The following is a 15,859-nucleotide window of genomic DNA, read 5'->3' as shown; positions in this document are numbered from 1 at the left end:
AGGTGGGGCGTGGGGGCGCGTGTCCGGGCGGGGGGCGGCCCCCTCAGCGGGGTCGGTGCGCCGGGGTGGGCGCCCGGCGGGGCGGCGTCCGGTCGAGGGGGGCGGGCGGGTCGTGCGCTTCGGGCGGCCGTGGTGGGGCCTCGCGGGGGGGCGGAGGGGCGGGTGGGGCTGCGGCTCAGCGCGCCGGGCGGCCGCCCGCGATCGTTTCGTGGTGGCGGATCACCTCGGCGATGATGAAGTTCAGCAGCTTCTCGGCGAACGCGGGGTCGAGGTTCGCGCTCTCGGCGAGTTGCCGCAGCCGGGCGATCTGGCGGGCCTCGCGCTCGGGGTCGGCCGGGGGCAGGTGGTGGCGGGCCTTGAGGTGGCCGACCTGCTGGGTGCACTTGAACCGCTCGGCCAGCATGTGGACGACCGCCGCGTCGATGTTGTCGATGCTTTCGCGCAGCCGCGTCAGTTCGGCGCGTACGGAGTCCTCGGTCTCGCTGGTGCTCATGGTGAGCGAGCTTAGACGTGTCCCGTGATGATCGTCGGGGGGTGTTCGGCATCCGGGATCCGGGTGCTCCAGCCGCCGGGTACGGTGCGGCCCTGCTGCTCGCGGAAACGGACCGGGGCCATGCCGACACGGCGGGTGAACAGGCGGGAGAAGTAGGCGGGGTCGTCGTAGCCGACGCGGCGGGCGACGGCGGCGACCGGCAGCTCGGTGCCGGCGAGGAGCTCCTTGGCGCGGCCGAGCCGGATGCCGAGGAGGAAGTCCTTGGGGCTGCACCCGGCGCCGCGGCGTACCGCGGTGCGCAGCTCGGCGGGTGTCATGCCGTGCCGGGCGGCGTGTTCGGCGACCGACAGGGGCTGGAAGGCGTCGCGGGCGAGGGCCTCCAGGACGGGGTCGCCGTCGGCGTTGGTGTCGGCGCGGGCGCGGCGGAGGGTGACGAGCAGTTCGTGCACGGCGGCGGCGGTCTCCACTTCGAGGAGCGGGTTGCCGCGCCGGGCGGCCCGGGCGATGCGGCCGATGACGGAGCGGGCGGGGCCCGCGTCGGCGAGCGGGACGACCGGCCGGTCGGGCTCGATGTAGCCGAGCTCGGTGTACGTGGCGGTGACCGGGCCGGTGAAGTCGACGAAGCCCTCGTCCCAGCCGGTCGCGGGGTCGGGCGCGTAGTGGTGGGGAACGCCGGGGGTGAGCCAGAGCAGCGCGGGGGCGGTGACGGTCAGGCGGCGCCCGTCGGGGCACCGGTACCAGCCGCCGCCCGCGTTGATCACGACGGCGACGTGGTGGTCGAGGGTGCGGGGGCCGACCGTGGGCAGGGTGCCGTGCTGGAGGCCGACGCCGAGGCAGGTGAGGCCGAGCCGGGTGTGCAGCGGGCTCGGCGTGAAGAAGCGCATCCAGGTGTGGTACATGCCCCGCCCTCCCCGACGAACCGACGAATCAACGAATCGTTTTTGCGTCCAATCAGCGCCGATCTTTGTCCATGGACCGGCCGACCGCCAGAGGGCGACAGTTGGTCGCGGTACGTGACCAGGAGATGGGTGGGGTCGTGGGCGAGTTCACGGTGGGTGATCGGGATTTCCTGCTGGACGGCCGGCCGGTGCGGCTGCTGTCGGGCGCGTTGCACTACTTCCGGGTGCACGAGGAGCAGTGGGAGCACCGGCTGGCGATGCTGCGGGCGATGGGCCTGAACTGTGTGGAGACGTACGTGCCGTGGAACCTCCACGAGCCGGAACCCGGGCGGTACCGGGACGTCGGGGCGCTGGGGCGGTTCCTGGACGCGGTGCGGGCGGCGGGGCTGTGGGCGATCGTGCGGCCGGGCCCGTACATCTGTGCCGAGTGGGAGAACGGCGGGTTGCCGCACTGGCTGACGGGGCGGTTGGGGCGGCGGGTGCGGTCGGAGGACGCCGAGTACCTGGTGCACGTGGACCGCTGGTTCCGCGCGCTGCTGCCCGAGGTGGTGGCGCGGCAGATCGACCGGGGCGGCCCGGTGATCATGGTGCAGGCGGAGAACGAGTACGGGAGTTTCGGCTCCGACCAGGGCTATCTGCGCCACGTCACGGACCTGCTGGCGGCGTGCGGGGTGACCGTGCCGCTGTTCACGTCGGACGGGCCCGAGGACCACATGCTGACGGGCGGGTCGATCCCGGGTGTGCTGGCCACCGTGAACTTCGGGTCGGGGGCGCGGGCGGCGTTCGAGGTGTTGCGCCGGCACCAGCCGCGGGGGCCGTTGATGTGCATGGAGTTCTGGTGCGGCTGGTTCGCCCACTGGGGCGACGCGCGTGCGGTGCGGGACGCGGAGGTCGCGGCGGCGGCGCTGGCGGAGGTCCTGGAGTGCGGGGCGTCGGTGAATGTGTACATGGCGCACGGGGGGACCAGCTTCGGTGGCTGGGCGGGCGCGAACCGGGCCGGCGCGCTGCACGACGGGGCGCTGGAGGCGACGGTGACGTCGTACGACTACGACGCGCCGGTCGACGAGGCGGGGCTGCCGACGGCGAAGTTCTGGGCGTTCCGGTCGGTGCTGGAGCGGTACGCGACCGGTCCGCTGCCGCCCGTTCCGGCGCCGCCCGCGCGGCTGGCGGGCCGGGTGGCGGCGGTGCCGCACGAGTGGGCGCCGCTGGAGGGAGTGCTGGACGCGCTCGGCGACGAGGAGTGGGACGGGCCGGTGCCGCCGACGTTCGAGGACCTCGGTGTGGACCGGGGCCTGGTCCGCTACCGGCTGGAGGTGCCGGGGCCGAGGCAGCCGTACCCGCTGACGGTGACGGGCCTGAGGGACCGGGCGGTGGTGTACGTGGACGGCGTCCGGGCGGGTGTGCTGGAGTCGGAGGACGCGGTGCTGGCCGAGCCGGTGGCGGGGCCCGCGGTGGTGGAGCTGTGGGTGGAGTCGCTGGGGCGGGTCAATTACGGGCCGCGCCTGGGTGAGGCGAAGGGCATCACGGGCGGGGTGCTGCACGAGCGGCAGTACGTGCACGGAGTGCGGGCGCGGGGGCTGCGGGTGGACGCGTTCACGGCGGACGGGGTCGCGAAGGTGCGGTTCACCCCGATGCCGGTCGTCGCCCCCGCGCCGGGCGGCACCCCCGTGCCGGGCGAACAGCCGGTGCCGGGCGGAGAGCCCGTGCCGGGCGTCACTCCCGTACCCGGCGGAGAGCCCGTACCCGGCGGGCAGCCCGCGCCTGGCGGGGAACCGGCGACGGGCGGGCAGCCCGCGCCTGGCGGGGAACCGGCGACGGACGGGCAGCCCGCGCCTGGCGGGGAACCGGCGACGGACGGGCAGCCCGCGCCTGGCGGGGAACCGGCGGCGGGCGGGGAGCCGGGGTTGTACCGCATGGTCGTGGAGGTGGCCGGGGCCGGGGACGCGGCGCTGGAACTGCCCGGGTGGACGCGGGGGTTCGTGTGGCTGAACGGGTTCTGTCTGGGGCGGTACTGGGGCGTGGGCCCGCAGGAGTCGCTGTTCGTGCCGGGGCCGGTGTTGCGGGAGGGGACGAACGAGGTGTGGGTGCTGGAACTGGAGGGCGCCGGGGCGTCCGTACGGCTGGTGTAGGCGGCTTGTGCGCGGGAAGGGGGCAGGCCCCGCCGGGCCTGCCCCCCGTGTCCTGTCGCGTCGCTAGAGGCTCGCCGCCGCGGACTTGATGGCGGAGGCGAAGGTGGACACCTCGGTGTACACGCCGGGGTAGTCGGGCCGTGCGCAGCCCTGGCCCCAGCTCACGATGCCGACCTGTATCCACGCCCCGGCGTTGTCGCGGCGGAACATCGGGCCGCCGGAGTCGCCCTGGCAGGTGTCGACGCCGCCCTGCGGCAGGCCGGCGCAGATCTCCTCGGCCGGGACCAGGTCGTTGCCGTACGCCTGCTTGCAGGTGGCGTCCGAGACGAACGGCACGGTGGCCTTGCGCAGGTAGCGCTGCTGGGGGCCGCCCTCGCGAGTGGCGCCCCAGCCGGCGACGGTGAAGGTGCCGTTGTTGTACGCGGTGTTCGTCGCGATGTTGAGGGTGGGCAGGTTGATCGGCTGGGCGAGCTTGATCAGGGCCCAGTCCTTGCCCTTGCCGTTGTAGCCGGGCGCCTGGAGGACCTTGGTGGAGCGGACCTTGATGGCGCTGGAGCTCTGGAGGTCCACGACACCGGCGGTGGCGGTGATGCTGGTGTTGTTGCCGGAGCCGCTGACGCAGTGGGCGGCGGTCAGCACGATCTGCTGGGTGAGCAGGGAGCCGCCGCAGCCCATGGAGAGCCGGACCATCCAGGGGAACTCGCCCTGTGCGGCCGTCGTCCCACCGACGACGGGCGCGGGTGCCGCGTGGGCGGAGGTGGGCTGGAGGCTGACCGCGGCGAGGACGACGGCGCCGGCCGCGGCGCATCTTTTGATGGCGCGAAGAAGCTTGGACAACTGTCTGCCTTTCGTGGGGGGTTGAGCCTTGCGCGCACGACGGACCCCTGCCGGCAGGCAGCTCTATGACATGGGCCCGTCAAGGCGTGTCCCGGATTATCCGGAGGCCGCCGACGGCGCGACAAGGCCGTGTTTTCGGCCATCGCACTGACCTTCGACTCCAGGAGCGGACCGGAGGAGGCCCGTACAGTGGAAGTGGGTCGACGTCGCACATGGGGGCAGGGACGTGGCGAACGGCAGTGAGGTCGTGCACGGCTACCCGCACATCGACACCGTGCGGGCGTCGATCACCGCCCTGTACCGGCGGCTGACCCAGGAGGGCCTGTACGCGTACGCCATCAGCGTCGCCCCCGCCGACGTGGCCTTCGCGGACGACGACGACCTGCACCTGGGCGCGCAGCGGGTGGCCCACGCGCTGGTGCAGCAGTTGCGGCTGCCGGACGCACGCATGATCGTCAGCTTCCGTGAGATGACGCACGCGGCGAGCGTCGAACTCGCGGCGGGCCCGGAGTACTTCATCGAACTGAACGACCGGTTCCGCACCCATCGCCGCGACATCGGGGCGGCCCTCGCCCACGAGATCACCCACGTGCTGCTGCACCGGCTCGGCCTGAGCTTCCCCGGGACGCGGGACAACGAGATCCTCACCGACACGGTGGCGACGTACCTGGGGGCCGGCTGGCTGCTGCTGGACGCCTACCGCCAGGACGCGGTGTCGAGTCAGAAGCTGGGCTACCTGACGCCGGAGGAGTTCGGGTACGTGCTGGCCAAGCGGGCGCTGGCGTTCGGGGAGGACCCGTCGCCGTGGTTCACCAGCCCGCAGGGGTACGGCGCGTACACCGACGGGCGGGCGCTGGCGCTGCGCGACGGGCGGCAGCCCCCGCTGACGGCGGCGGGCTGGGCGGGCCGCCACCGGTACGCCAGGGACCGCCGGCACGCCCAGGACCACGGGCCGGGCGCGGCCCCCGGGCCGGGGCTCGCGTACGCCTTCGAGGGCGGCGGGCGGGACGCCGCGCTGCGGGTGTCGTTCCCCTGCCCCACCTGCCAGCAGCGCATCAGGGTTCCGGTACGGGGGCGGGTGCGGGCCCGCTGCGGACTGTGCCGGACCGTACTGGAATGCGACACATAAGACGCCCGGGGCGAAATTGACTTGGCGGCCCCGGCCGCGGCGGGCGAAGGTCGGACCATGACCAAGGACATGGAGGACGCGTTGTTCGAAGCCGTGCACGACGGCGACGAGGACGCGATGGTCCGCCTGCTGCGGGCGGGCGTGCCCGCCGAGGCGGCCGACGGGGACGGGGAGACCGCGCTCTACCTGGCCGCGGTGAGCGGCCACGCGGGGATCGCGCGGCTGCTGCTCGCCGCCGGGGCCGACCCCGGGCGGGGCAGCGGCGAGCGCGGCGGTGACCTGCCGCTGTGCGGCGCCGCCTGCGGCGGGCACACCGGTGTGGTGCGGGCGCTGCTCGCCGCCGGGGCGCGGCCGGACCAGCGGGAGGAGTTCGGGTTCACCGCGCTGGCGTGGGCGGTACGGCAGGGGTTCGCCGACACCGTGGAGGCCCTGCTGGAGTACGGGGCCGACCCCGGGCTGCCCGGGCCGGGGCCCGGCGGGGAGCTGCCGCTGGTCGCCGCCGCCCGGCGCGGCTCGCCCTCCGTGGTGCGGGCGCTGCTGGAGCGGGGCGCGCCGGGCCTGGAGGAGGCGCTGCGCGAGGCGCGGTGGTGGGCCGCGACGGATGTGGCGGAGGCTCTGCGGCGGAACCTGGTCGAGGCGTACGGGCCGGGCGAGTACGAGATCGACACCCGGCGGGTCCCGGAGGACGGCGGGGTGACCGTCGTCGTGGAGCTGCTGCGCGACGGGGTGCCCGGCGCGGGCGCCGAACAGCAGACCGGGCACGCGGCGATCGTCACGCTCCTGGAGGCCGCGCTGGGCGTCCACGCCGGGCACGAGGAGCTGGCCGCGCGGGCGCTGCGCTGCGGTGACCCCGGGCAGGACGACTGGATCGAGTCGGTGCGGGCGCTGTGGCGGGCGGGCGACGAGGAGACGTTCCGGGCGGCGGTCGCCTGGACCGCGAGCGACGACCCCCTGCGCCGGGCCTTCGCGGTGGACGTCCTGGCCCAGCTCGGCCGCGGCGAGGGCGAGGGCGGCGGTGAGCGTGAGGGCCACGGCGAGGGCGGCAGTGAGGGCGAAGGCCGCGGTGAGAGTCAGGACCGCGGCGAGGGTCAGGGCGACGGGGACGGCACCCGGCGGCCCACGCGGGGCGGGACGGAAGCACGGGGCAGGCGCGTCGACAGGGACCGCCACCTGCCCGGGATGCCGTTCGCGGGGCGGGCGTTGCCGGTGTTGCGGGAGGTGGCGCGGGAGGCGCGGGAGGCGGAACTGGTGGCGGCCGTCGTGGCCGCGCTCGGGCAGATCGGGGACCCGGCCGCGTTGCCCGAGATCCTCCGGCACTCGGGGCACCCGGACGCCGGGGTACGGCGCGGGGTGGCCGTCGCGCTCACCGGGCTGGTCCCGGCCGGGCACCGCGAGGGCGTGGAGGCCCTGATCAGGCTGAGCCGCGACGCGGAGTGCGAGGTGCGCGACTGGGCGACCCTGGCGCTCGCGGAGGTGCCGGACGACTCCCCCGCCCTGCGGGAGGCCCTGGCCGCCCGGCTGGACGACTCCGACGCGGACACGGCCGCCGAGGCCGCCCGGGGCCTGGCGATGCGTCAGGACGACCGTGCCCTGGAGGTATTGGCGCGCATCCTGGGCAGCGAGGCTCCGGGCGGTTCGGCCCGCGGCATCGCCGAGGCCGCGCTCGTACACGTGAGGGACGAGCACAACAGGCGCCGCCTGGAGCACACGCTGCCGCGCGGCCGCTGAGCGTCCGGCCGCCGGCCCGGCCACGAAGGGTCAGCGCAGCCGGAGCGCTCCCGGCGCCCGCTCCTCCATGATCTCCACGAGCTCGTCGAAGAGGGCGGGCCCGAGGGCGCGGCGCGAGACGTCGTGGTCGCGCCACTCGACGGTGAAGTCGCCGTCCTCGGGTGTGCCGAACCCTCCGCTCAGGCAGTCCGCGAACGCGTCGAGGTTGCGGCCGAAGTAGCCGCCGGGGCCGTTCACGGCTTCGCCGATGGCCTGCCAGAAGTCGGCCAGTGCGGTGACCCGGCGGCCCTCGATCACGTACACGCTCAACAGGTGTGGTCGACGAGGTCGAAGGACTCGTAGTGGTCGGCGGTGTAGTAGTCCTCCCGGTCGGCCTCGCCGGTGACGATGCGGCGGGCGCCGCGCGTGTCCGAGCCGGGGGTGATGACCGTGTACTCGTGGTAGTAGCCGGTGGTCCGGCTCGGCAGGATGCCTTCGCGGTTCTGGAAGACGGTGTCGTCCTGGGGGAAGGGGTAGGGGCCGTCGCTCTCGATGAGGCGCAGGGTGTCGTGTGCCTGCGAGGGCAGAGCGGAGTAGCAGATGTCGCCGACGGCGGCGGCCGTGGTGGGGACGGCGGCCGCCGGGCCGACGAGCAGGGTGGACAGCAGCGCGGCCGCGCCGCCGAGCAGGGTGAACCGTGGGGGGATTCGCATACGCCGATGATGACGCGTGTAGATGTGGTCACGTCAACGCCAAGTCCGTTGTGTTTCCCGGATGTTGACGTGTCCGACACTTACGGGGTGAGACGGTGAACGTCGTCTTGGTACGCCGTCGCCGCCACGCCCCGGGCACAGGGGTGAGCCGGTGTACTACCGGGTCCCGTACACCGGTTGCGGGGGCTCGGCGCGGGTGAGCAGTTCGCGGGCGGCCGCGCCCGCTTCGGCGGGGGTCCAGCGGGCCGCCTTGTCGGCGGTGGGGCCGGGGCGCCAGCCTTCCATGACGGTGATGCGGCCCGCCTCCGCCTCGAAGACCCGGCCGGTGACGCCCTCGCTCGGCTCGCCGGAGCCGAGCCAGACGACGAGCGGGGAGACGTTCTCGGGGGCCATGGCGTCGAACCCGCCGTCGCGGGGGGCGGCCATGGTGGCGGCGAAGGTCCGTTCCGTCATGCGGGTGCGGGCGGCCGGGGCGAGGGCGTTGACCTGGACGCCGTAGCGGGCGAGTTCGGCGGCCGCGACGAGTGTGAGGGCGAGGACGCCGGCCTTGGCGGCGGCGTAGTTGCCCTGGCCGACGCTGCCCAGGAGCCCGGCGCCGGAGCTGGTGTTGATGACCCGGGCCCGGGGTGTGCGGCCCGCCTTCGCCTCGGCGCGCCAGTGGGCGGCGGCGTGCCTGAGGGGCAGGAAGTGGCCCTTGAGGTGGACGCGCACGACGGCGTCCCAGTCGTCCTCGCCGAGGTTGACGAGCATCCGGTCGCGCAGGAACCCCGCGTTGTTGACGAGCGTGTCGAGCCGTCCGAAGGCGTCGAGGGCGGTGGCGACGAGCGAGGCGGCGCCCTCGGTGGTGGCGACGTCGCCCCCGTGGGCGACGGCTTCCCCGCCGGCCGCCCGGATCTCGTCCACCACCCGCCGGGCGGGGCCGTCGGCCGCCGGGGTGCCGTCCAGGCCGACGTCCAGGTCGTTGACGACGACGTGGGCGCCCTCGGCGGCGAAGGCGAGCGCGTGGGCGCGGCCGAGGCCCCGGCCGGCGCCGGTGACGGCGACGACCCGGCCCGCGCAGATACCGGCACGTTCTTCCACGGTCATGTCAGGTCTCCTTGTTGGCGGTCGCGGCGTCCAGGAACGCGGGGCGTTCGCCGCCGCCGTGGACGTGGAGCGACGCCCCGGTGATGTAGGCGGCGCGGTCGGAGGCGAGGAAGACCGCCGCGTCACCCACGTCCGACGGCTCGGCGAGCCGCCCGAGCGGGACGGTGCGGGCGACCGCCGCGACGCCGGTGTCGTCGCCGTAGTGCAGGTGGGCCAGCTCGGTGCGGACCATGCCGAGGGTCAGGGTGTTCACCCGTACCTCCGGCGCCCACTCCACGGCCATCGAACGGGCCAGGTTCTCCAGGCCCGCCTTGGCCGCGCCGTACGCCGCCGTGCCGGGCGAGGGGCGCGTCCCGCTCACGCTGCCGACCATGACGACCGAGCCCCGGGCGGCCCGCAGGTGCTCGTACGCGGCGAGGGACGCGGTCAGCGGGGCGAGCAGGTTCAGCCCCACCACGCGCGCGTGCTGCTCGGCGGTCCCTTCGGCCAGAGGGCGGTACGGCGTGCCGCCCGCGTTGTTCACGAGCACGTCCAGGCGCCCGTGGGACGCCACCACGGCCGCGAAGACCCCCTGGACAGCGGCCGCCTCGCGCAGGTCGAGCGACACGAACTCGGCCCGGCGCGAGCCGGCCGCTTCGACCGGCTGCGGCGGCGGCCGCCGGGCGCACACCACCACATGGGCGCCCGCCGCGAGGAACGCCCGGGCGATGCCCGCGCCGACGCCCCTCGTGCCGCCGGTCACGACCGCGACCCTCCCGTCCAGCTCCATCCGCTGCTACCTTCCTCACCAGAACAGCGCCTAACAAATGTTTGGTGGAAAGGTAGCTGATCCGCTCATGGGTGTCTCCACCACAAGCCCGGACAAGGGCGTCACGGTCGTCGAAGCCGACTTCCCTCCCGTCAACGCGCTTCCCGTACGCGGCTGGTACGAGCTGGCCGACGCCGTGCGCGCCGCCGGGCGGGACCCGGACACGCGCTGTGTCGTCCTGGCCGCCGCCGGTCGGGGCTTCAACGCGGGCGTCGACATCAAGGAGTTGCAGCGCGACACCCCGGACCGCAGAGCGCTCATCGGGGTCAACCGGGCCTGCGCGGAGGCGTTCTCGGCGGTGTACGAGTGCGAGGTGCCGGTCGTCGCGGCGGTGCACGGCTTCTGCCTGGGCGGCGGCATCGGGCTCGTCGGCAACGCGGACGCGATCGTGGCCTCCGAGGACGCCACCTTCGGGCTGCCGGAGCTGGACCGGGGCGCCCTCGGCGCCGCCACCCACCTGGCCCGGCTGGTCCCCCAGCACCTGATGCGGGCGCTGTACTACACCTCGCGCACCGCCACCGCCGCCGAACTGCACGCCCACGGGTCGGTCTGGCGGGTCGTGCCCCGCGACGGACTGTCCCGCGCCGCCCTGGACCTGGCCCGGGAGATCGCCCGCAAGGACGGCGCCCTGCTGCGGCTCGCCAAGGCGGCCATCAACGGGATCGACCCCGTCGACGTACGCCGCAGCTACCGCTTCGAGCAGGGCTTCACCTTCGAGGCGAGCCTGAGCGGGGCCGCCGACCGCGTACGCGACAGTTTCGGGAAGGACCGGGCGACGCCGTGACCGACAAGACGATGACACCCGACGAGGCCGTCGCGAGGCTGCGCAGCGGCATGACGATCGGCATCGGCGGCTGGGGCTCGCGCCGCAAGCCCATGGCCCTGGTGCGCGCACTGCTCCAGTCCGGGATCACCGATCTCACGGTGATCTCGTACGGAGGTCCCGACGTCGGCCTCCTCGCCGCGGCCGGCCGTATCCGCAGGCTCGTCACCGCCTTCGCCACCCTGGACTCGATCCCCCTTGAGCCGCACTTCCGGGCGGCCCGCGAGCGCGGCGCCTTCGAACTGACGGAGTACGACGAGGCCATGGTCATGTGGGGCCTCACGGCCGCCGCCCACCGGCTGCCCTTCCTCCCCGTCCGCGCGGGGCTCGGCTCCGACGTCATGCGGGTCAACCCGGGGCTGCGCACGGTGCGGTCCCCGTACGAGGACGGCGAGGAGTTCACCGCCGTGCCCGCGCTGCGCATGGACGCCGCCCTCGTGCACGTCAACCGCGCCGACCGGCTCGGCAACGGCCAGTACCTGGGCCCCGACCCCTACTTCGACGACCTGTTCTGCCAGGCCGCCGACACCGCGTACGTCTCGTGCGAACGGCTCGTCGGGACCGCCGAGCTCCTCAAGGGCGCCGCCCCGCAGACGCTGCTGATCCAGCGCCAGTACGTCACCGGGGTCGTCGAGACGCCGAACGGCGCCCACTTCACCTCCTGCGCCCCCGACCACGGGCGCGACGAGGCGTTCCAGAAGCTGTACGCGACGACGCCCTGGCCCGAGTTCGCCGACCGCTTCCTGTCGGGCGGCAGCGAGCGCGCGTACCAGGCGGCCGTCCAGGCCTGGCGGGAGGAGGACCGATGACCGCGTCCCGTGCGTCCCGTCCCTCCCGTGCCGAGTACTGCGTCGTCGCGTGCGCCGAGGCCTGGCGCGGTGACGGCGAGGTCCTCGCGAGCCCCATGGGCCTGATCCCCTCGCTCGGCGCCCGGCTCGCCCGGCTCACCTTCTCCCCCGACCTGCTCCTCACCGACGGCGAGGCGATGCTCGTCCGCCCCGACGGCACCGTCGAGGGCTGGCTGCCCTACCGGCGCCACCTGGAGCTGGTCACCGGCGGCAGGCGGCACGTGATGATGGGCGCGAGCCAGCTCGACCGGTACGGCAACCAGAACATCTCCTGCATCGGCGACTGGTCCCGGCCCGCCCGCCAGCTCCTCGGCGTGCGCGGCGCGCCCGTCAACACCCTCAACAACCCGACGAGTTACTGGGTGCCGCGCCACTCGCGCCGCGTCTTCGTCGAGTGCGTCGACATGGTGTGCGGGGTCGGGTACGACCGGGCGGCCGCCACCGGAGCCCGCTTCCACCGCGTCCCGCGCGTGGTCACCGGCCTCGGGGTCTTCGACTTCGCGACGCCCGACCGCTCCATGCGGCTGGTCTCCGTCCACCCGGGCGTCACCGTCGAGGAGGTCCGGGCGGCGACCGGCTTCCCGCTCGCGGTCGCCGACGACGTGCCGTACACCCGTGAACCGGCCGCCGAGGAGCTCCGGCTGATCCGCGAGGTGCTGGACCCGGACGGTACGCGGGAGCGCGAGGTGAAGGCCTGATGGACACCGCGCTGACCAGGCTGACGGGTGTGCGGTACCCCATCGTCCAGACCGGCATGGGGTGGGTCGCCGGCCCGCGCCTGGTCACGGCCACCGCCCGGGCGGGCGCGCTCGGCATCCTGGCCTCCGCCACCATGACCACCGACGAGCTGCGGGCGGCGGTCCGCGAGGTCAAGTCCCGCACGGACGCGCCGTTCGGCGTCAATCTGCGGGCGGACGCGGCCGATGCCCGGGAACGGGTGCGGATCATCGTGGCGGAGGGCGTACGGGTCGCCTCGTTCGCGCTGGCGCCCTCGCGGGAGCTGATCGCCGAGCTGAAGGACGCGGGCGTGGTGGTCATCCCGTCCGTGGGGGCCCGCCGCCACGCCGAGAAGGTCGCGGCGTGGGGCGCGGACGCGGTGATCGCGCAGGGCGCCGAGGGCGGCGGTCACACCGGCGAGGTGGCCACGTCCGTGCTGCTCCCCCAGGTCGTGGACGCCGTGGACGTCCCGGTCGTCGCGGCGGGCGGCTTCCACGACGGGCGCGGGCTGGTGGCGGCGCTGGCGTACGGGGCGGCGGGCATCGCCATGGGCACCCGCTTCCTGCTGACCTCCGACTCGCCCGTCCCCGGCCCGGTGAAGGCCGCCTACCTGGCGGCGACGGTCCGGGACGTCACGGTGACGACCGCCGTCGACGGGCTGCCGCACCGCATGCTGCGTACCGGCTTCGTCACCTCACTCGAACGCGCGGGCCGCGTACGGGCGTTGGCGGAGGCAGTACGGCGGGCCGCCCGGTTCCGGAAACTGTCCGGCCTGTCGTGGGCGCGGATGGTCCGGGACGGGCGGGCCATGAAGCGCGGCAAGGACCTGTCGTGGAGCCAGGTCCTGCTCGCCGCGAACACGCCCGTGCTGTTGCGGGCGTCCATGGTCGAGGGCCGCACCGACCTCGGCGTGATGGCCTCGGGGCAGGTCGCGGGGGTGATCGAGGACCTTCCGAGCTGCGAGGACCTCGTCCGGCGCGTCATGTCCGAGACACAGCACGTGCTCCGCTCCCTGCCCTCACCCGAAGGAGCCGGTCCATGAACCTGACGAGACGCACACTCCTGACCACCGCGACGACGGTCGCGTTCCTCGCGGCCACGGGGACGGCCGCCAAGGCGAGCACCGCCGGCCGTCACATCCCGCTCCAGGGCGCGGTCAACGTCCGCGACCTGGGCGGTCACCTCACCTACGACGGCGAGACGGTCCGCCCCGGCCTGGTCTACCGGGCCGACGCGCTGAACCGGCTCACCGACGCCGACCTGGCCACCCTCTCCGGCCTCCGCCTGGCGAAGGTCATCGACTTCCGTATCCCGCTGGAGGTCCAGTACGACGGGGCCGACCGCCTGCCCGACGGCCTCACGCCGGTCTCCCGCCCGGTCACCGACAACGGGCTGTACGCGCGCCTGCGCAGCGCGATCGGGTCGGCCGACCCGGTCCGGCAGGAGGAGTTGCTGGGCGGCGGCAGGGCGGCGGCGTTCATGCGGGACGTGTACCGCACCTTCGTCACCAGCGCCGACAACCGGGCGCAGTTCGGCGCCACGCTCCGGGACGTCGCGGCCGCGGGCCGGGCCCCGCTGCTCTACCACTGCACGGCCGGCAAGGACCGCACCGGCTGGACGAGCTGGCTGCTGCTGACCGCGCTCGGCGTACCGGAGCGGACGGCCGTGGCGGACTACCTGGCGTCGAACACCTACCGCGCCGCGTACGACGCCGCGCTGCGGGCGTACCTGAAGCAGGCGGGGCTGATGCAGAACCCCGACCTGATCATTCCGTTGCAGGAGGTGCGGACGGAGTACCTGGACGCGGCGCTGGCGGCCGTGTCGGAGGTGTACGGCGGCCTGTACCGGTACCTGACCGCCGGGCTGGGCCTGGACCACCGCACACTCGCGGCGCTCCGGGCCCAGCTCGTGGGCTGAGCGGCCGGGGACCGGCCCCCGCCCCGGCCCCTGCCCGGCCTAGGCGGCGGTGCGGCGGCCGCCGCGCCCGTTCGGGCGACCCGCGCCCGCGCCGGAGCCGGTGGTGCCGCCGCCGGTGGTGGCACGGCGGCGGCGCGGTGCGCCCGCCTGGGTGCTCGCGCCGGCGGCCGTCGCCGCGCCGGAGCCGGTGCCGCCGCCCTGGCCGCCGCGGCGGGGGCGGCGGCGCCGCCCGGGCTTGCCGGAGGTCTGCGCGGCGGGCTGGGCCGGCTGCGGGACCTCGATGGTGACCGGTATGCCGGACGGTTCGCGGGCGCCGGTGAGCCGGGCCAGCTCCTCGTCGGACGACTTGACGCGGGCGGCGCGCGGGGTGATGCCCGCGTGGGACATCAGCTTGGTCATGTCGCGCTTCTGCTCGGGCAGGACGAGCGTGACGACGCTGCCGGACTCGCCCGCGCGGGCGGTGCGGCCGCCTCGGTGCAGGTAGTCCTTGTGGTCGGTGGGCGGGTCGACGTTCACGACGAGGTCGAGGTCGTCGACGTGGATGCCCCGGGCCGCCACGTTGGTCGCCACGAGCGCGGTGACCTGGCCGTTCTTGAACTGGTCCAGGGTCCGGTTGCGCTGCGGCTGGGAGCGCCCGCCGTGCAGGCCGGCGGCCCGTACGCCGCTGGCGAGGAGCCGCTTGACCAGCCGGTCCACGGAGCGCTTGGTGTCCAGGAAGAGGATCACCCGGCCGTCGCGGGCCGCGATGCGCGCGGTGACGGCCTTCTTGTCGGTCTCGTCGGCGACGTACAGGACGTGGTGCTCCATGGTGGAGACCGCGCCCGCCGACGGGTCGACCGAGTGGACGACGGGGTCGGTGAGGAACATCCGCACCAGCCGGTCGATGTTCTGGTCGAGCGTGGCGGAGAACAGCATGCGCTGCCCGTCCGGCTCGACCTGCTTCAGCAGCGCGGTGACCTGCGGGAGGAAGCCCATGTCGGCCATCTGGTCGGCCTCGTCCAGGACGGTGACCGACACCTGGTCGATGCGGCAGTCGCCGCGCTCGATGAGGTCCTTGAGGCGGCCGGGGGTGGCGACCAGGATCTCGGCGCCGCGCCGCAGCGCACCGGCCTGCCGGGTGATCGACATGCCGCCGACGACGGTGGCGATCCGGAGCTGCACGGAGGTCGCGTACGGGGTGAGGGCGTCGGTCACCTGCTGCGCGAGCTCACGCGTGGGGACCAGGACCATGCCGAGCGGGGCCTTGGGCTCGGCGCGGCGGCCGGCGGTGCGGGCGAGCAGGGCGAGGCCGAAGGCGAGGGTCTTGCCGGACCCGGTGCGGCCCCGGCCGAGGATGTCGCGGCCCGCGAGGGAGTTCGGGAGGGTGGCGGCCTGGATGGGGAACGGCTCGGTGACGCCCTGGGCGGTGAGCGTCTTGAGGAGGGCGGCCGGCATGTCGAGGTCGTCGAAGGCCGTGACCGGGGGCAGCGCGGGAGTGGCGGTTTCCGGCAGGGTGAATTCGCGCGGGGGCGCGACGGTGGCGCGGTTGCCGGTGCCGCGGGCGGGCGCCTTGCCGTTTCCGGCCGTCCTGCCGTTTCCGGCTGCCTTGCCGTTTCCGGAGCGCGCGGAATCCGCGTTCCCGGACCGCGCGGGGCGCTTACGGGCGGGGCGTTCGGGTCGAGTCGTCGTCATACATTTGCCTTCCTTGGCCTGAGCAGGCCTGTGCAGGGCCTGAGCACAGCACAAGCCGGGACCCGCACCTGCGACTGCATGG

16 protein-coding genes are annotated in these 15,859 nt (G+C 74.6%); 8 read left to right on the top strand and 8 right to left on the bottom strand.

Annotated features, from left to right (window positions below):
• Positions 1 to 175: 175 nt before the first annotated feature.
• Entirely contained in the window at positions 176 to 493 is a 318-nt protein-coding gene (locus ACZ46W_RS14020; protein WP_468336306.1) for a chorismate mutase, read from the bottom strand.
• Between the two features lie 11 nt (positions 494 to 504).
• Positions 505 to 1,392, bottom strand: coding sequence for a helix-turn-helix domain-containing protein (locus ACZ46W_RS14015; RefSeq protein WP_366130148.1), 888 nt, complete (start codon positions 1,390 to 1,392; stop codon positions 505 to 507).
• 137 nt (positions 1,393 to 1,529) lie between these two features.
• On the opposite strand from ACZ46W_RS14015, the gene ACZ46W_RS14010 reads away from it, so the two are divergent.
• The gene (locus ACZ46W_RS14010; protein WP_468336303.1) at positions 1,530 to 3,521 is read left to right on the top strand and encodes a glycoside hydrolase family 35 protein; all 1,992 of its coding nucleotides are present in this window, start codon (positions 1,530 to 1,532) and stop codon (positions 3,519 to 3,521) included.
• A 63-nt stretch (positions 3,522 to 3,584) separates the two neighbouring features.
• Here the strand turns inward: ACZ46W_RS14010 and ACZ46W_RS14005 are convergent, their stop codons facing one another.
• Positions 3,585 to 4,358 (bottom strand): serine protease, encoded by a 774-nt coding sequence (locus ACZ46W_RS14005; protein ID WP_468336300.1) that lies wholly within the window; start codon positions 4,356 to 4,358, stop codon positions 3,585 to 3,587.
• A 226-nt stretch (positions 4,359 to 4,584) separates the two neighbouring features.
• On the opposite strand from ACZ46W_RS14005, the gene ACZ46W_RS14000 reads away from it, so the two are divergent.
• A complete protein-coding gene (locus tag ACZ46W_RS14000) occupies positions 4,585 to 5,487 on the top strand; it encodes a hypothetical protein (protein WP_468336297.1) in 903 nt (300 codons plus the stop codon).
• A gap of 57 nt (positions 5,488 to 5,544) precedes the next feature.
• Complete coding sequence (locus ACZ46W_RS13995; RefSeq protein ID WP_468336294.1) at positions 5,545 to 7,215, top strand: ankyrin repeat domain-containing protein; 1,671 nt, start codon at positions 5,545 to 5,547, stop codon at positions 7,213 to 7,215.
• Positions 7,216 to 7,245: 30 nt separating this feature from the next.
• Here the strand turns inward: ACZ46W_RS13995 and ACZ46W_RS13990 are convergent, their stop codons facing one another.
• The 4 genes from ACZ46W_RS13990 to ACZ46W_RS13975 all read right to left on the bottom strand — a co-directional run bounded on the left by ACZ46W_RS13990 (position 7,246) and on the right by ACZ46W_RS13975 (position 9,762).
• Positions 7,246 to 7,527, bottom strand: a complete 282-nt coding sequence (locus ACZ46W_RS13990; protein WP_468337014.1) for a barstar family protein — start codon at positions 7,525 to 7,527, stop codon at positions 7,246 to 7,248.
• Positions 7,521 to 7,907: a guanyl-specific ribonuclease gene (locus ACZ46W_RS13985; RefSeq protein ID WP_468336291.1), complete on the bottom strand. Its 387-nt coding sequence runs from the start codon at positions 7,905 to 7,907 to the stop codon at positions 7,521 to 7,523. The genes ACZ46W_RS13990 and ACZ46W_RS13985 overlap by 7 nt, the downstream gene beginning before the upstream one ends.
• 156 nt (positions 7,908 to 8,063) lie before the next feature.
• The gene (locus ACZ46W_RS13980) at positions 8,064 to 8,993 is read right to left on the bottom strand and encodes an SDR family oxidoreductase (protein WP_468336289.1); all 930 of its coding nucleotides are present in this window, start codon (positions 8,991 to 8,993) and stop codon (positions 8,064 to 8,066) included.
• A 1-nt stretch (position 8,994) separates the two neighbouring features.
• Positions 8,995 to 9,762, bottom strand: coding sequence for an SDR family oxidoreductase (locus tag ACZ46W_RS13975; RefSeq protein WP_468336286.1), 768 nt, complete (start codon positions 9,760 to 9,762; stop codon positions 8,995 to 8,997).
• A gap of 67 nt (positions 9,763 to 9,829) precedes the next feature.
• Between ACZ46W_RS13975 and ACZ46W_RS13970 the strand changes: the two genes are divergently transcribed.
• From ACZ46W_RS13970 to ACZ46W_RS13950, 5 genes are read left to right on the top strand one after another with little or no spacing between them, the layout of a single operon-like run.
• Entirely contained in the window at positions 9,830 to 10,585 is a 756-nt protein-coding gene (locus ACZ46W_RS13970) for an enoyl-CoA hydratase family protein (protein WP_468336283.1), read from the top strand.
• Complete coding sequence (locus ACZ46W_RS13965; protein ID WP_468336280.1) at positions 10,582 to 11,433, top strand: CoA transferase subunit A; 852 nt, start codon at positions 10,582 to 10,584, stop codon at positions 11,431 to 11,433. The genes ACZ46W_RS13970 and ACZ46W_RS13965 overlap by 4 nt, the downstream gene beginning before the upstream one ends.
• Positions 11,430 to 12,170: a CoA-transferase subunit beta gene (locus tag ACZ46W_RS13960; RefSeq protein ID WP_468336276.1), complete on the top strand. Its 741-nt coding sequence runs from the start codon at positions 11,430 to 11,432 to the stop codon at positions 12,168 to 12,170. Before ACZ46W_RS13965 ends, ACZ46W_RS13960 begins: the two co-directional genes overlap by 4 nt.
• Positions 12,170 to 13,231: an NAD(P)H-dependent flavin oxidoreductase gene (locus ACZ46W_RS13955; RefSeq protein ID WP_468336274.1), complete on the top strand. Its 1,062-nt coding sequence runs from the start codon at positions 12,170 to 12,172 to the stop codon at positions 13,229 to 13,231. Before ACZ46W_RS13960 ends, ACZ46W_RS13955 begins: the two co-directional genes overlap by 1 nt.
• Positions 13,228 to 14,106 (top strand): tyrosine-protein phosphatase, encoded by an 879-nt coding sequence (locus ACZ46W_RS13950; protein WP_468336272.1) that lies wholly within the window; start codon positions 13,228 to 13,230, stop codon positions 14,104 to 14,106. Before ACZ46W_RS13955 ends, ACZ46W_RS13950 begins: the two co-directional genes overlap by 4 nt.
• A gap of 39 nt (positions 14,107 to 14,145) precedes the next feature.
• Here the strand turns inward: ACZ46W_RS13950 and ACZ46W_RS13945 are convergent, their stop codons facing one another.
• A complete protein-coding gene (locus ACZ46W_RS13945; RefSeq protein ID WP_468336269.1) occupies positions 14,146 to 15,777 on the bottom strand; it encodes a DEAD/DEAH box helicase in 1,632 nt (543 codons plus the stop codon).
• Between the last annotated feature and the right edge of the window lie 82 nt (positions 15,778 to 15,859).

Source organism: Streptomyces sp. NPDC031064, assembly GCF_055570965.1.
This window is presented reverse-complemented; position numbering and strand designations above follow the sequence as displayed.

Coding starts and splice junctions, on each gene's coding strand:
- ACZ46W_RS14020 (WP_468336306.1), bottom strand. CDS start 493: ATGAGCACCAGCGAGACCGAGGACTCCGTACGCGCCGAACTGACGCGG.
- ACZ46W_RS14015 (WP_366130148.1), bottom strand. CDS start 1,392: ATGTACCACACCTGGATGCGCTTCTTCACGCCGAGCCCGCTGCACACC.
- ACZ46W_RS13995 (WP_468336294.1), top strand. CDS start 5,545: ATGACCAAGGACATGGAGGACGCGTTGTTCGAAGCCGTGCACGACGGC.
- ACZ46W_RS13985 (WP_468336291.1), bottom strand. CDS start 7,907: ATGCGAATCCCCCCACGGTTCACCCTGCTCGGCGGCGCGGCCGCGCTG.
- ACZ46W_RS13980 (WP_468336289.1), bottom strand. CDS start 8,993: ATGACCGTGGAAGAACGTGCCGGTATCTGCGCGGGCCGGGTCGTCGCC.
- ACZ46W_RS13975 (WP_468336286.1), bottom strand. CDS start 9,762: ATGGAGCTGGACGGGAGGGTCGCGGTCGTGACCGGCGGCACGAGGGGC.
- ACZ46W_RS13970 (WP_468336283.1), top strand. CDS start 9,830: ATGGGTGTCTCCACCACAAGCCCGGACAAGGGCGTCACGGTCGTCGAA.
- ACZ46W_RS13960 (WP_468336276.1), top strand. CDS start 11,430: ATGACCGCGTCCCGTGCGTCCCGTCCCTCCCGTGCCGAGTACTGCGTC.
- ACZ46W_RS13955 (WP_468336274.1), top strand. CDS start 12,170: ATGGACACCGCGCTGACCAGGCTGACGGGTGTGCGGTACCCCATCGTC.
- ACZ46W_RS13950 (WP_468336272.1), top strand. CDS start 13,228: ATGAACCTGACGAGACGCACACTCCTGACCACCGCGACGACGGTCGCG.
- ACZ46W_RS13945 (WP_468336269.1), bottom strand. CDS start 15,777: ATGACGACGACTCGACCCGAACGCCCCGCCCGTAAGCGCCCCGCGCGG.